This window comes from Mycolicibacterium boenickei, assembly GCF_010731295.1.
GTDB classification, from domain to species: domain Bacteria; phylum Actinomycetota; class Actinomycetes; order Mycobacteriales; family Mycobacteriaceae; genus Mycobacterium; species Mycobacterium boenickei.
The window spans coordinates 6137868-6152461 of sequence record NZ_AP022579.1; the positions used below are offsets into that span (position 1 = coordinate 6137868).

14 protein-coding genes are annotated in these 14594 nt (G+C 65.3%); 9 read left to right on the forward strand and 5 right to left on the reverse strand.

Annotation, left to right across the window (positions count from 1 at the left end; translation table 11 throughout):
* Positions 1-21: 21 nt before the first annotated feature.
* Both G6N57_RS29430 and G6N57_RS29435 read right to left on the reverse strand, forming a co-directional pair.
* Positions 22-324: a hypothetical protein gene (locus G6N57_RS29430; protein ID WP_061263221.1), complete on the reverse strand. Its 303-nt coding sequence runs from the start codon at positions 322-324 to the stop codon at positions 22-24.
* Between the two features lie 31 nt (positions 325-355).
* Positions 356-1849, reverse strand: a complete 1494-nt coding sequence (locus G6N57_RS29435; protein WP_061263337.1) for a class I adenylate-forming enzyme family protein — start codon at positions 1847-1849, stop codon at positions 356-358.
* Between the two features lie 135 nt (positions 1850-1984).
* Here G6N57_RS29435 and G6N57_RS29440 point away from each other — a divergent pair, with 135 nt between their 5' ends.
* The 9 genes from G6N57_RS29440 (at position 1985) to G6N57_RS29480 (ending at position 11941) form a co-directional block, all read left to right on the forward strand.
* A complete protein-coding gene (locus G6N57_RS29440) occupies positions 1985-3139 on the forward strand; it encodes a thiolase family protein (protein ID WP_061263220.1) in 1155 nt (384 codons plus the stop codon).
* 39 nt (positions 3140-3178) lie between these two features.
* Positions 3179-4399: a cytochrome P450 gene (locus G6N57_RS29445; protein ID WP_077743311.1), complete on the forward strand. Its 1221-nt coding sequence runs from the start codon at positions 3179-3181 to the stop codon at positions 4397-4399.
* 79 nt (positions 4400-4478) lie between these two features.
* Positions 4479-5981 carry a class I adenylate-forming enzyme family protein gene (locus G6N57_RS29450; RefSeq protein WP_061263336.1) on the forward strand — a complete coding sequence of 501 codons (1503 nt, stop codon included), beginning with the start codon at positions 4479-4481 and terminating at the stop codon, positions 5979-5981.
* Complete coding sequence (locus tag G6N57_RS29455) at positions 5978-7129, forward strand: acyl-CoA dehydrogenase family protein (protein ID WP_061263218.1); 1152 nt, start codon at positions 5978-5980, stop codon at positions 7127-7129. Before G6N57_RS29450 ends, G6N57_RS29455 begins: the two co-directional genes overlap by 4 nt.
* A 116-nt stretch (positions 7130-7245) precedes the next feature.
* Entirely contained in the window at positions 7246-8397 is a 1152-nt protein-coding gene (locus G6N57_RS29460) for an amidohydrolase family protein (RefSeq protein ID WP_097925771.1), read from the forward strand.
* 11 nt (positions 8398-8408) lie between these two features.
* Complete coding sequence (locus tag G6N57_RS29465) at positions 8409-8636, forward strand: hypothetical protein (RefSeq protein WP_061263335.1); 228 nt, start codon at positions 8409-8411, stop codon at positions 8634-8636.
* 30 nt (positions 8637-8666) lie between these two features.
* Positions 8667-9827, forward strand: coding sequence for an acyl-CoA dehydrogenase family protein (locus G6N57_RS29470; protein WP_061263216.1), 1161 nt, complete (start codon positions 8667-8669; stop codon positions 9825-9827).
* 44 nt (positions 9828-9871) lie between these two features.
* On the forward strand, positions 9872-11014 hold the full coding sequence (locus G6N57_RS29475; protein WP_077743563.1) for an acetyl-CoA hydrolase/transferase C-terminal domain-containing protein: 1143 nt from the start codon (positions 9872-9874) through the stop codon (positions 11012-11014).
* Positions 11015-11029: 15 nt separating this feature from the next.
* The gene (locus G6N57_RS29480; protein ID WP_061263214.1) at positions 11030-11941 is read left to right on the forward strand and encodes an SDR family NAD(P)-dependent oxidoreductase; all 912 of its coding nucleotides are present in this window, start codon (positions 11030-11032) and stop codon (positions 11939-11941) included.
* 50 nt (positions 11942-11991) lie between these two features.
* Here G6N57_RS29480 and G6N57_RS29485 read toward each other — a convergent pair whose 3' ends face one another.
* The 3 genes from G6N57_RS29485 to G6N57_RS29495 are packed head-to-tail and all read right to left on the reverse strand — an operon-like array spanning position 11992 to position 14571.
* On the reverse strand, positions 11992-12378 hold the full coding sequence (locus tag G6N57_RS29485; RefSeq protein ID WP_077743310.1) for a hypothetical protein: 387 nt from the start codon (positions 12376-12378) through the stop codon (positions 11992-11994).
* 37 nt (positions 12379-12415) lie between these two features.
* A complete protein-coding gene (locus G6N57_RS29490; RefSeq protein ID WP_061263212.1) occupies positions 12416-13360 on the reverse strand; it encodes a VOC family protein in 945 nt (314 codons plus the stop codon).
* Positions 13360-14571, reverse strand: coding sequence for a CaiB/BaiF CoA transferase family protein (locus G6N57_RS29495; protein WP_061263211.1), 1212 nt, complete (start codon positions 14569-14571; stop codon positions 13360-13362). The genes G6N57_RS29490 and G6N57_RS29495 overlap by 1 nt, the downstream gene beginning before the upstream one ends.
* Between the last annotated feature and the right edge of the window lie 23 nt (positions 14572-14594).

Sequence of the window (14594 nt, forward strand, 5' to 3'; positions counted from 1 at the left end):
TCCGGGCGCCCTTTTTAGCTGTCAGTCGCTGGCGGGCAGCGGCTTGGCTTCCTTGAGCGCCAGCGCGGTCGTGCCCACAGCGAGGGTGCCCGCACCGGCCCTGGTGACCAGCACCTCGGCGTCACCCGCATCCACATACCGTTTACCCATCGCGTTGCCGTCGGCCAATGCGGGGTCGGGCGCGGCACCGACCGGGCGGTCGGCGCCCACCGGGACCATGGGCTGACCGCCACAGCGCAGATCGTCGAGACTGGCCGCCGCCTTGACGACAATCACCTGGGTGTCACAAACCTGGCTCTGCAACCGGGTTCCGTTCTTGATCATGCTGCGCTCCTAGCTCTTTCGGCGAAATTGTTCATTGGTCGGCGGAGGCTAGCCTGAGGTCATCGAGGATCTCGCGGCGCAACACCTTGCCGGTAGGGGTGGTCGGTAGCTGCCCGCGGAACACGATGCGGTCGGGCGTGCGGGACCCGCGCAGTTTGGTGCGGGCGAATTCCCGCAGCTGCTCGGGTTCCGGATCCCGGCCGGCCTCACGCACGATCACCGCGACGATGATCTGGCCCCATTCGGCATCCTCAAGGCCGACGACAGCAACCTCGCGGACATCGGGGTGTTCGACAAGCACATCCTCGATCTCCGACGGCGCGATGTTCTCGCCACCCCGGATGATGGTGTCGTCGGATCGACCGCCGATGAACAGGTAGCCCTCGTCGTCGAGCATCGCAATGTCCTTGGTCGGGAACCACCCTTCGGCGTCGAGTACCGAGCCGATGTCGGCATACCGGCCGGAGACCTGCGGGCCACGTACGAACAGCTCGCCGGTGTCACCTGGGCCGAGCACGGTGCCGTCCTCCGCGCGGATCTGCACCTCGATATCGGGTACCGGACGACCGACCGAGCTCAACCGCCGGGCGACGACTTCATCGTCGGCGACGTGGGCCTGACGGTGGTCGTCCGGGGTCAGCACCGCGATGGTCGAGCTGGTCTCGGTCAGCCCGTAGGCGTTGACGAAGCCGACATGTGGAAGCAGATCAAGCGCCTTACGGACGAGTGGCTGCGCGACCTTCGATCCGCCGTAGGCCAGGCTGCGCAGGGTCGGGAGCTCGGTGGCGTCTTGCTCCAATACGGACACGATGCGGTCCAGCATGGTCGGCACCACGGTCGCGGTGGTGACCCCCTCGTCGGCCACGAGGCGCACCCATTCCCGCGGATCGAACCGCCGCAGGTACACCACCGTCCGACCGGCGTAGAGGTTCGACAGCGCGGCCATGACCCCGGCGATGTGATACGGCGGTACACATACCAGTGCGACGTCCGCTGGGGCGGCAGATCCGAACTCCACGGCTCCGGTGACGTAGCTGGTGAGATTGTTGTGCGTCAGCTCAACGGCTTTCGGTCGCGACGTGGTGCCCGAGGTGAACAACACGACCGCCACATCATCGGGATCGGCGAACTCCGCCGCAGGCTCGGCTGACCGCGCGGAGGCTATGAATTCGGCGGAGCTCACTACGCGCGCCCCGGCCACCATGTCGCGGTAGTTGTCATCGACCACGATCAACGGGTCGGCCAACCTGTCGATGAGCTGCCCCAGCCCGTCGGCACTCAGCCGGTAATTCAGCGGGGTGAACGCGGCGTTGGCGCGTGCCGCGGAAAACATCAGCAGCGGGAGCATCGCGCCCCCGGTGCCCACGTAGACGACGTGCGATGCCCCCGAGGAGGCCACTACGCCTGCGCCGCCGTCGGCGAGTCCGCTCAATTCGGCCGCGGTCAGCCGGATATCGCTGTCCACGAAGGCGACCCGGTCAGGATCATCCGAAACAGCCATCTCAAGTAGCAACGAGATACTCAACGCCCTCATCTTTCGCACACGATATCGCCGACCCGCCCCTTCGGGCGGTGATCTGATTCTAGAACCTGCGCCCTAGAATCAGATATATAGTTATAGAGTTAGCGTACTCGAGTCAACGCACACCGCAGGAGCACAATGAGCAGCACGCCCGACATCGCCATCATCGGCGTCGGACTTCACCCATTCGGACGCTACGAGGATCGCTCCGCGCTGGAGATGGGTGCCGTGGCCATCAGCAGGGCACTGCGTGATGCCGGGGTGGCCTGGTCGAACGTGGGCAGTCTGTACGCGGGCAGCCTCGAGGTGGCCAACCCCGAGGCGGTCACCGGGCTGGCCGGGATGACCGGGCTGCCGGCACGGGCGACGCTCAGCGGGTGCGCCACCGGAAACTCGCTGCTGACGCTGGCGGCCCGCGACGTGCAACTCGGGGAGGCCGACATCGCAGTCGGCGTCGGCCTGGACAAGCATCCGCGGGGCGCGTTCGGCGCCGACCCATCAGTGTCCGGCCTACCACAGTGGTACGGCGAACAAGGCATGTTCCTGACCACCCACTACTTCGGCACAAAGATCATGCGGTACATGCACGATCACGGCATCAGCGAAGAGACGCTGGCCCGGGTCGCGGCGAAGAACTTCGACAACGGCGCGCTGGCACCGCACGCCTGGCGGCGCAAGCCCATGAGCATCGAGGCGATTCTCAGCTCCCCAGTCGTGAATGCGCCGCTGCGCCAGTACATGTACTGCAACCCGAACGAGGGTGCCGCAGCCGTGGTCGTCTGCCGCGCCGATAAAGCCAAGCAGTACACCGACACTCCGATCTACCTGCGATCAACCGCCTTGCGTAGCCGCCGCGAAGGCGCCTACGAACTGCTGCGGACATCGATCGAACTGCCCATCGTGCCCGGCACGACAGCCGAAGCGGCCACGGCCGCATATGAATTAGCCGGCATCGGTCCCGAGGATGTCGACGTCGCCCAGCTGCAGGACACCGACTCGGGCTCGGAGATCATCCACATGGCCGAGACCGGCCTGTGCAAAGACGGCGAACAGGAGGCACTGCTCGCCGACGGAGCCACCAAGATCGGCGGTCGGCTGCCCGTCAACACCGACGGTGGCCTGCTGGCCAACGGCGAACCGGTCGGTGCATCCGGCCTGCGCCAGATCTACGAACTGGTACAGCAACTGCGCGGCACCGCCGGCGAACGTCAGGTGCCCAACGACCCGCAGGTCGGACTGGCTCAGCTGTACGGCGCACCGGGAACAGCTGCGGTCGCAATCCTCTCCAAGTAGCCACGAAAAGTAGCCGCGAACGACGAAGGAGCCCTCCGGATGACCGAAACTCAAACGACGCCGCGCCCGCGCGCCGAGGTGGACCTCGATCACCACTCGGCGCAATTCCGCGAGGACCCCTACGGAAGATTCCGTCAGATGCGTGAATCCGGTTGTCCGGTCGCGCACTCCGATCACTACGAAGGTTTCTGGGCCCTGACCGACTACGCCTCGGTTTTCGAGGCGGCCCGCGACGATGCGTTGTTCAACTCCTACCCCTCGGTCGGTGTGCCGGCCAGCGAGCTGCCGCTACCCATCCTGCCGATCGAGTCTGATCCGCCGGAGACCCAGGAGTTGCGCGAAGTCACCCTCAAGCGGTTCTCCCCCGGTTCGGCCGAACGCTTCCGAGAAGCCGCGATCGGCATGACCAACGAGGCGATCGATGCGTTCATCGAGCGGGGCCGGTGTGATCTCGTCAGCGAGCTGACCACGCCGCTGCCTGCGCGGTTGATCCTGCGCCTCCTGAACTTCGACGAGTCACGGTTCATGGATTGGGTGCACTGGGTGCACACCACCGTGCACGACCGCGCCCACGACCCGGAGAAGGCGGGGACGGCCGGCATGGAGATGTTCGGCGAGATCGTCAAACACATGACCGAACGGCGCGCAGAGGGCCTCGGCGACGATCTGTTCAGCGATATCCTGCGCGGTTCGCTCAACGGCCAACCGCTCGACGACGGCCAGATCACCATGTACACGGTGCTGATGATGCTGGGCGGAATGGACACCACCAGCGGCTTCACCGGTAACGTCCTGCTGCGGCTATGCACAGACAGCGAGCTCCGCGAGAAGTTCATCGAAGACCCCAGCCTCATCAAGAAGTCAACCGACGAGCTGCTGCGGCTGTACACGCCCACGCTCGGCCTGGCCCGCACCGTCGCACACGACGCCGAATTCCACGGCCAACCGCTGTGCCAGGGTGATCGGGCAATTCTGATGTGGGCGGCGGCCAACCGTGACCCCGCCATATTCGAAAACCCCGACACCCTCGATCTTGACCGACCGAACGCCAAGAAGCACATGGCATTCGGCATCGGCATGCACCGGTGCCTGGGTTCTCACTACGCCAAGATGATGTTCGATGTGATGATCACCCAGATCCTGTCGCGGCTACCGGACTTCGAATTGGCCGGTGAGGCAAAGCTGTTCGAAGACGCCGGCGAGGTGTACGCGGTGCGCGAGCTGCCGGTCACGTTCACGCCCGGCCGAAGGTTGAGCTGACGTTGAGCCACGATATTCACCGGTCAGACCGCTTCCGTGATCTGCGGCTTCCTGGACGGCTGAGCCAGTGAACACCCAAGTGCGGCGGCCTGTCTCAGCAGGCAGTGTCGCCGGTCTACTCGACGAGTGTGCGGCCGCCCGACCGGACCGGCCGCTCCTGCGCGATACCGACGGCATGACACTGTCGGTGTCAGAGGTCGCCTCGATGTCGGTGGCCGCTACCCGCTGGTTGTGGGACGCCGGTGTGCGGCCCGGGACGACAGTGGCCTGGCAGCTGCCGTCGCATGTCATGGCGGCAGTGGTGATGCTGGCGCTGTCCCGCATGCACGTCACCCAGGCGCCCGTCCTTCACCTGTATCGCCGACGTGAAGTTCGCACGGCACTCGATGTTGCGGACGCCGACATCCTGTTGGCCGACAAGTCGACAGCAGATAATGCCCCCGGCGACATCCCTACCGTCGTCATACCAGACGACTTCCTCCGACAGCTGCCGACCGTACCGGGACCACACTTCGAACCGGACGGCTCGCGCACAGCGACGGACCCACGCTGGGTGTACTTCACCTCGGGCACCACCGGTCGCCCCAAAGGCGTCGTGCACACCGACGCCACGCTACTCACCGCTTCCCGTGGGTACGTGGCCCATCTCGGGTTGGGCGATCATCCGCAGGAAGTCGGCACCATCGCCTTTCCCATCGCACACGTAGGTGGAATGGTGTACCTCGCCGCGGCTCTGCTCGCAGACTTCCCGGTGCTGCTCGTCCCGAAAGTCTCTGCCGAGTCCCTGCCCCGCCTGCTCGCCGAGCACCAGGTGACGGTGACCGGCGCCAGCACCGCTTTCTACCAGATGCTGGTGGCAGCCCAAATCGACGCGAAGACAACCGAATTGCTGATGCCGTCGCTGCGCATGCTGATCGGCGGCGGTGCCGCGTGCCCGCCCGAAGTGCACCACCAGGTACGCCGGCATCTGCGCATTCCGGTAGTACACGCGTACGGCATGACCGAGGCGCCGATGGTCTGCGTCAGTGAGTGCACCGACACCGATGAACAACTCACCAACAGCGCGGGGCGGCCAATCCCGGGATCGCACGTCCGGGTCGGGCCGACCGGCGAGATCGAATTGCGTGGCGGCAACCTGACAGCGGGCTACGTAGACGCCGAACAATGGGGGCAGGCGCTGACCGCTGACGGCTGGTTCCGCACCGGAGACCGCGGCCACCTACGTCCGGACGACCGCATCGTGGTCACCGGCCGCACCAAGGATCTGATCATCCGCAAGGGCGAGAACATCGCCCCCGACGAGATAGAGAACGAGCTACTGGCCCATCCGCTCGTCGACGAAATCGCCGTGCTGGGCCAGCCAGACGAACAACGCGGCGAGTTGGTATGCGCGGTAGTGCGGCGGTCCCGGCAACACCGCGACGTCACCCTCGCCGAACTGTGCACATTCCTCGACGACCGCGGGCTCATGAAGCAGAAGTGGCCGGAACGCCTTGTCATCGTCGACGAGTTCCCGCTGACCGGGTTGGGCAAGGTGGCCAAGTCCGAACTGGCCCGACAGATCACAGGAGTACCCCGATGACCGCGTTGGCAGACGACGAACGTCACGAGCTCGCGCAGTCGGTACGTGCCGCCTGCGAACGGATGGGCTCAGAGGAGCGAATGCGCGACATCGCCTACGGCGACGTCGGTGCGGACGGCCGTGCCGGTTTCGATGCTGCACTGTGGGACGCGTTGTGCAATCAGGTCGGGGTGGCCGCCATCGCTCTGCCAGAACATCTGGGGGGTGCCGGCTACGGCGCGTCCGCACTCGGCGTGGTCGCCCACGAACTGGGCCGCGCGCTCGCGCCGGTGCCGTTCGTCAGTTCAGCCGTATTGGCGACCGGTCTGCTACTCGAACTGACAGAGCACGATCTCGACTCCGACAAGCGGCTCGCCGGACTCGCCGAGGGCCGGCGGGTCGCTGCGGCCGCGCTTACCGGCGACGGCGGACTGTGGAGCCGAGATGCGGTGACGCTCAACGCAACTCACATAAGCGGACAATGGCACGTTGACGGCACTGCGCGGCACGTACTGAGTGCCGGCATCGCCGACGATCTCGTCGTGGTTGCCAACGCCGAAGACGGTGAGCCCGCGGTGTTTCTCGTCGAATCGGCCGACGAAGGCGTCGCCAGCCAGGCCGAACAAGTGCTCGACGGCACCAGACCGATGGCGACCGTCACGCTCAGCGCGGTGCGCGCGACGCGACTCTCCGGTGCCGGACCGATCGACGACCTCATCCAACGTAATGTCAACGTGGCGCTTGCGGTGCTCTCGGCCGAACAGGTCGGCGCATGCGAACGGGTCCTCGAAATCGCCACCGACTACGCGAGAACCCGCGAGCAGTTCGGCCGCCCCATCGGCAGCTTCCAAGCGGTCAAACACAAATGCGCGGACATGCTGGTCGATCTGGAGTGGGCACGGTCGGCATCACAGGCTGCGCTGCAGGCTATCGATGCCACAGACGGTGCTGCAGACGAATCCGACTGGCGCGCAAGCATGGCCAAGGCGGTGTCCTCGGAAGCGCTCCGCGATGCAGCGCACGCCAACGTGCAGATCCGCGGCGGGATCGGCTTCACGTGGGAAGACTCCGCACATCTCTACCTGCGGCGAGCCCGCACCGATGAGGTGCTGTTCGGCTCACCCGCCCAACACTGGGACCGGTTGGCCGCATTGACCAAATTGGTCTGACCCCCACCCTGCTGAGCCGGCTTGCCGCGCACTGACCAGAGTGACTAGACTCACACATAAATAACTAAATGTTTTCCTGTTTTAGGCCCACGAAGAAGTAGCCCTAGGAGGCACCAGTGCCGCTGCAGCCCTGGATGGAAATGATCTCCGTCGACGATCACCTGATCGAACACCCGAAGGTGTGGAGCGATCGGCTCCCCAGCAAGTACCTGGAAGCCGGGCCGAAAATCATCGAATGGGAGCGTCCGGACACCGGCCAGATGTGTCAGGTCTGGGAGTACGAAGGCCGGATCTACCCCTACATCGGCCTCAACGCCGTCGCGGGCAAGAAGCCCGAGGAGTACGGCATCGAGCCGGTGCGCTACGACGACATGATCCCGGGCTGCTACGACCCCAAAGCGCGGGTGGCCGACATGGACATCGACGGCGTGCAGGCGATGACCTGCTTCCCGTCGTTCCCACGGTTCGCCGGCGCGGTGTTCGCCGAGGGTGAGGACAAGGAACTGGCCAAGTTGTGTTCGGCCGCGTGGAACGACTTTCACCTCGACGAGTGGGCAGCCACCGCGCCGGACCGCTTCATCCCGGTTGCGATGCTGCCGTTCTGGGACATCGAGGCCAGCGTGAAGGAAATCCACCGTGTCGCGGCCAAGGGCGCCAAGTGCGTGACGTTCCCCGACCTCCCCGACAGGCTCGGACTGCCGTCGGTGCACTCCGACCACTGGGATCCGCTGCTGTCAGCGCTGGAGGAAACCGGCCTGGTGCTGGCCCAGCACTTCGGGTCGGGTGGCTTCCCACCGCCGATTGCTCCCGATGCCCCGTTCGCGGTATTCATCACCCTGATGGGCACCATGTCGATGACTGCGCTGACCGACTGGCTATTCTCCAACACCCTCTACCGCCATCCCGACCTCAAGATCGGGCTGTCCGAAGGAGGAATTGGCTGGATTCCCTACATCCTGGAGCGCGCCGACAGCGTGTGGCGCAAGCACCGGTTCTACAACAACATCAACCAGGACCACCCGCCGTCATACCTGTGGAAGAAACACTTCCATGGCTGCTTCATCGAGGACGATTTCGGCGTGGAGATGCGCCACGCGGTAGGCGTCGACCAGATCACCTGGGAGTGCGACTACCCGCATTCGGATTCTTTCTGGCCACAAAGCCGCGATCGCGCAGCGCAAGCTCTGCAGAAGGTTCCCGACGACGAGGTGCATCGCATCGTGGAGTTGAATGCCCGCGAGTTCTACAACTTCCCGCGGGTGTCGTGACGGGAGACGGCGTGGAGCGCATCGAGCAACTGCCACAGTCGGACTGGACGGATCAGGACCTCCTCACCAAGGACGAGGCACGCGAGCGCCTCGTCGAGGAGATCGCTCGCACCCGTGCCCGGCTCGACAAAGTCGTTGCAGGTAGCGGCGATCCGGCCGAGATCGCACTGCTGGAACGCCGGCTCCACGCCATGGAATCAATCCACAACGAGTACAACGACTATCTGGACGGGAAGTGATTGCAACCCGACCGGGGCCAAGGAGTAAATGTGTCGGCTTCCGCTGACGTGGTCGAGGACATCGACGCGGTGCGTGCCCGGATCCGCGAGTTCCTCGACAATGCCCCCAAGCCGACGGGCCTGCGGAACTACGGCCCCACTCCGACTGCGGGCGACGTCGAGGCGGGCCAGCAGTGGCACCGCTATCTCGCCGATCACGGCTACACCTGCCTGCACTGGCCGCTCGAATTCGGCGGCGCTGCAGCCTCTGTGGCATACCAGGCCGTCTTCGCCGAAGAATGTGCCCGGGCCGGCCTGCCCCGGCAACTGAACATCACCGGGGCGGATCTGGTCGGCCCAGTGTTGATCAAGTTCGGCAGCCAGGACCAGAAAGACCGCTACCTGGACGGCATCCGGCTCGGCGACGACGTCTGGACGCAGCTGTTCTCCGAACCGGGCGCAGGCTCGGACCTGGCCGGCGTCCGCACCCGAGCCGCGCGGACCGACAACGGCTGGCGGATCGACGGTCAGAAGGTGTGGAGTTCGGCGGCGGCATCGGCCGACTACGGGCTGCTACTCGCCCGCACGGGCCCTGACAAACACCGCGGCCTATCGATGTTCGTTGTGCCGATGGGCATTCCGGGAGTCACGGTTCGCCCGCTCACCCAGATGGACGGTGAAAGCAAGTTCAACGAGGTCTTCCTCGACGGCGTCGAACTGAGCGAAGGCGCACTGATCGGTGAGGTCGGCCAGGGCTGGGCGGTGGCAATGGTCACCCTCGGCCGCGAGCGTCTGACGCTGGGCACGCAGGCCGTGGCAATGTTTCAGCTGCACGAACAGATGGTCCAGGCGGCCCGTCAACGCGGTTTGCTCGACCAAACACTCTCCCGGTCGATGACGCGGTTGTGGGCTCGGATGTGGCTGCTGCGATTCACCTGGCAGCGCGCAATCGACTCCGGCGACCTGACGTCACCGGCCTTCTCGGTGCTCAAGCTGATGACCTCGGAGACTGACCGGGACCTCGGCGACATGGCCACCGAGGTCCTGGGCACCGACGCATGTACCGACCCGACGGGCTCAGGTGACGCCTCGAACCTGGTGCACCACATGCTGGTCGGGCGGGCGCAGACAATCCTCGGCGGCACCAGCGAGATTCAGCGCAACATCCTGGGTGAGCGGGTGCTGGGGCTCCCGAAGGAACCCCCACGGTGACACAGCATCTCACCGCAGCCGTCGTCACGGCCGCGCTGCGTGCGATGCTGCGTCCCGGGATGACGCTGGCTCTCGGCGACGGGGTCGGTGCGCTGAATTGCCTTGATGACGGCACATCGATCGGCACGGCCGTGAGCGCGGCAGCCCGCGAGGTGGGTTCGGTACGACTCGTGCTGGGCTGGCTGCCCGCCGCGGTGGACGGCATCGAAGTAGACGCGTTCGCCGATGTGGTGGCATTGATGCCGGGCTGGGGTGTGCGCGAGGTGCTACGCAGTCCGTCGGCGCAGTTCCTGCCGACCCGGCTCGCTGCGATACCCGCGCTGTTGACCGATGTGCTGCGCCCCGACGTGTTGCTCACTCGCCTCGTGCAACGCGACGGCGCGCTCCAGTTCGGCACCGAGGTGTCCTGGCAACGCACGGTGATCGCAAGCGGTGCAAGCGTACTCGGTATTGTCGACACGTCCGCCCCCGCCGCCGACGCTGAACGCACCGTCGATGTTACCGCGGTAGAAGTGCTGGGCACGGTCGGCGGCGGCGTGACCCGCCTTCCCGAGCGAAAACCTGAACCGATCCACGAGATGCTCGCCGACGCGGTATTGCGGTTTGTCCCCGAAGGTGCGCGCCTGCAATATGGTCCAGGCCAGTTGGGGACGGCGCTGCTGCAACGGGCGCAGGTACCACTGCAGATCGACACCGGTCTGCTCACCGACGCCGTCGTCGACCTCGACCGGCACGGTCTACTGGTCGGCACCCCGTCGGCGACATACCTGCTCGGCAGTGACGTGCTCTACGACTGGGCCGACGGCCGCCGAATCTTGCGGGGAATCGACCACACCCACGACCTGAGCCGGCTTTCCCGCGGCGCACCGTTGATCGCCGTGAACACCGCCATCGAGATCGACCCGTACGGGCAGATAAACGTGGAAGGTGCGGGTGAGAAGGTGTTCGGCGGGATCGGTGGCCACCCTGACTACTGCGCAGCCGCAAGAATGAGTTGTGGCGGACTGTCGATCATCGCCGTGCCCGCCAAAACCAATGGGCGCTCACCACTTGTCGAACGGCTCAGCCGGCCCGTTTCCACGCCGGCCCACGATGTCGATCTCATTGTCACCGAGTCCGGGTACGTCGACCTGCGCGCGGCGGGCTGGTCGCAGCGCCGCACGCTCATCGCCGGACTCTTCGCCTGAAGAAAGGGAATTTCCATGACCACACTCGAGGGTCAGGTCGTCCTCGTCACCGGGGGCGGGCGCGGCATCGGACGGGCGCATTGCCTGGAGCTCGCCGCACGCGGTGCAGCCGTTGTGGTGAACGATCCGGGCGTGAGCCGCGACGGCACGACAGGCGGTGATGCGTCAGGTCCAGCGGCCGAAGTCGTCGCCGAGATCGAGGCGGCCGGCGGTAAGGCCGTGGCCCACACGGGATCAGTGTCGTCATGGGACGACGTCGACGACATGATCTCGACGGCCGTCGACAGCTTCGGCACGTTGACCGGTGTTGTCAACAACGCGGGGATCGTGCGCGATGGCATGGTCGCGACCGTGTCGGAATCCGATTGGGACGCGGTGGTCGCCGTGCACCTCAAGGGTACGTTCGCGGTGACCCGGCACGCGTGCGAGTACTGGCGCGCCCAATCGAAGGCCGGCAACCCGATCGACGCGCACATCGTCAACACCGTCTCGGGCGCGGGTTTGTGGGGCAACATCGGTCAGAGCGCATACGGTGCCGCCAAAGCGGCGATCGCCAATCTGACTGTCGTCACGGCGATGGAAGCCCGTCGTTATGGCGTCGCAGTGAACGCAATTTCACCGCTGGCGGTAACCCGGATCAGCGCGGACTTCTTCGGAAGTGACCAGGCTGCCGACCCAGCGTTGGACCCCGCCCGCAGTTCGGCGGTGGTGGCGTGGCTGCAGTCGCGCGAGTCGTCTTGGCTCACGGGCCAGATCTTGCGGGTGAACGGGCACCAGCTCAGCCGGATCGAGGGATTCACTGAAGCATCCGGCAGCTATGCCGCCAAAGATGGTGTGTCACTGGAGTTCTCTGAGATCGGCCAAGCCGTCAGCTGGCTGTACGGCACATCACCGCGGGGGTTGGCCGGTCCACTACCTGCGCGGTAGCAGACCTCACACCGTGACCGCGATACTCTGCGTGAGTGCCACGGCTGAGGTCACCGGCAGTCGGAACGGGCTGGCGCCTCCGGCGAAATCGAATTGGATCGGGCATGGCGGTAGCGGGCGGTGACCGACAGGAACCTGCGTTGCAGTTGCGGAGGCGACGGTTGGATACGCGTACTCGTCCGGAACTGTGCGACAAGCTCCCGAAGCGAGGATTCGGCGTCATGGCCAACATAGCCTTCGAGCCACGCCACGCACTTCTCGATGACGTCATCAGGTACTGACAACCGCAATCGCACCACCGCTGCCATCAGATACCCGGTGGGTAAAAGTGTTTCACCGCTGCCGATACTGACGTAGAGCTCGGCCCGCTCTGCGCGGCCTAGGTGCGGTCCAACGAGCTCCGCCAGTTCCCAGGCCACCGCGTTGGCTTCCGTCATGTCTTGCTCGTCAATCTCTACGTTGCAGACCGCGTGGCTAGCGGCCGAAGTGGGCCAGCGGTCGCTCGACGAACTCGAACACCACGCCGTCTGGCGACCGAAGAAACGCGATGTGCAACCCATCGATCTTCGTTCCCGGCAGCGGGCACCACACCGGATCACCCATGCGCTCAACCGAATCGGGTATCGATGCCAGCGCATCGCGGACGTTCTCCACCCGCAGCGCGCAGCGGTACAGCCCTTGGCGGTTGCCGCCCCACGGTACCTTCTGCGGCTTGGTCGCGGGGTGCTGCACCACGACGAGAGTGAACTGATGACCATCCTCGGCAAGCGCGTAACTGGAGACCACACAGTCCATCGCGCCGGTTCCGCGAGGAGCCAGTTGGGCACCTGTCACCGGCACCGTCTTCGGCGCATCCACCTCCTCAAACCCGATCGCAGTGAGGAACTCGCCGGTGGCTGCCGCGTCGATCGCCGAGATCCTGATTCCGTTGAACAATCCACCCTTCGACGCATCGTCGCCGACAGGCAGTTCGGTCAACTCGATCACGACGCCGTCGGGATCGATCGCGAGCACCGCCGTACCGTCACCGAGCAAGCCCTCAACCGGCTCCCCCACCGTCAACCCGGCTTCACGTAGCGCCGAGGCCACGCCATCGAGGTCCGCAACACCGAATTGCGCGGCACGAATCCCGGGCCGGACCGGATCGTTGTTGAAGTCCCGACCCAGCGCCGGTGAGAAGTACTCGATGGCCTCCAACGCGCAGCCGCCGCGCCCACCTCGCGCGTCATAGAGAAACGAGGTGGCACAGAAGGTTTCACCGTCCAGACCGAGAATCGTGCCGTCGGTGGCAACCTTGGGATCGGTACGCATCCGCGCGTTCAGACCGAGTATCTCGCCGTAGACCCGCTCGGTGGTGTCCAACGATGCACAGTTCAGGTTGACGTGCAGGAAACGGCGGGCCAGAACGTCGACCGCCACTAAAGGACCACCGAGTTGATCTTGAAGTCGATGATCTCGTCCTCGTCGAACCCGAGTTCGGCCAGCAATGAATCGGTGTGCTCCCCGTGTCCGGGTGCACAGGTCAGATTCAGTGGTACCTCGTCGAACTGCACCGGGCTGGCGGCCAACGCGAACTCGTTGCCCTGCGCGTCGGTGGTGCGTGGCAGATACCCGTTGGCGATGGCCTGCGGATCGCTGTGCACCTCGTGAGCGGTGTGCATGACATCCCAGACACCGTCGAAACCCGCAAAAGCCTTCTCCCAGTGGGCCAGGTCCTCGGATTCGAAGCTGCGTCGCAACTCCGCGATGCACTCGACCCGGTTTCCGAAGCGCGCGGCCGCGTTGGCGAACCGCTCATCGGCTATCAGGTCGACCCTGCCGAGCCGAGTGCAGAAGTCGGACCAGAAGCGGTCCGACTGCAGCAGCACGAAGGCGATGAACCTGTCATCGCGGGTCTTGTAGATACTGGCCACCGGGTTGGGCATCTCGTCCAGGTTGAACTTTGGGATGTCCTGACCGGTGACGCCCGCCCCGACGATGTCCGGTCCGAGCTGCCAGATCGCGGCATTGAGCAGCGACACGTCGACCACCGACGGTTCACCGGTGCGCTCACGTTTCAGCAGTGCCGCGGCAATACCGCCGGCAATCGCCAACCCACCATAGGAATCCCCGAAAGCCGGCCGCTGGATCGGTGGGTATGAGCCGGTACCGTCGGAGTAGGCATCGGCGATGCCACCACGCGCCCAGTACGCCGCGAGATCAAAGCCGCCCTGCGAGGCCAGGTCACCACGGATGCCGTAACCGTGCCCGCGGGCGTAGATGATCTTGGGGTTGCGCGCCCGGACCTGGTCGACGTCAATGCCCATGCGCTGCCGCGAATCCGGCAGCAGATTCGTGACGAATACATCGGCAGTCTCGATCAGCTTCATCAACAGCTCCAGACCCTCGGGGGTCGAGGTGTCCAGGCCGATGCTGCGCTTACCGCGATTGGGCTGTTCGACGAAGTGGTTCACGCCCCCAGCGCCGGTGACGATTCCGGAGCTGATCAAGCCGCGCTGCGGGTCTCCGGTCTCAGGATGCTCGACCTTGATGACGTCGGCCCCCCAGTCGGCTAGTACCGCGCCGGCGGCCGGGACGAACGTCCATGCCGCCAACTCGACGACACGGATTCCGTTGAGAATGTCTGTCATTGTCTCTCTCGCTTCGCATCAGG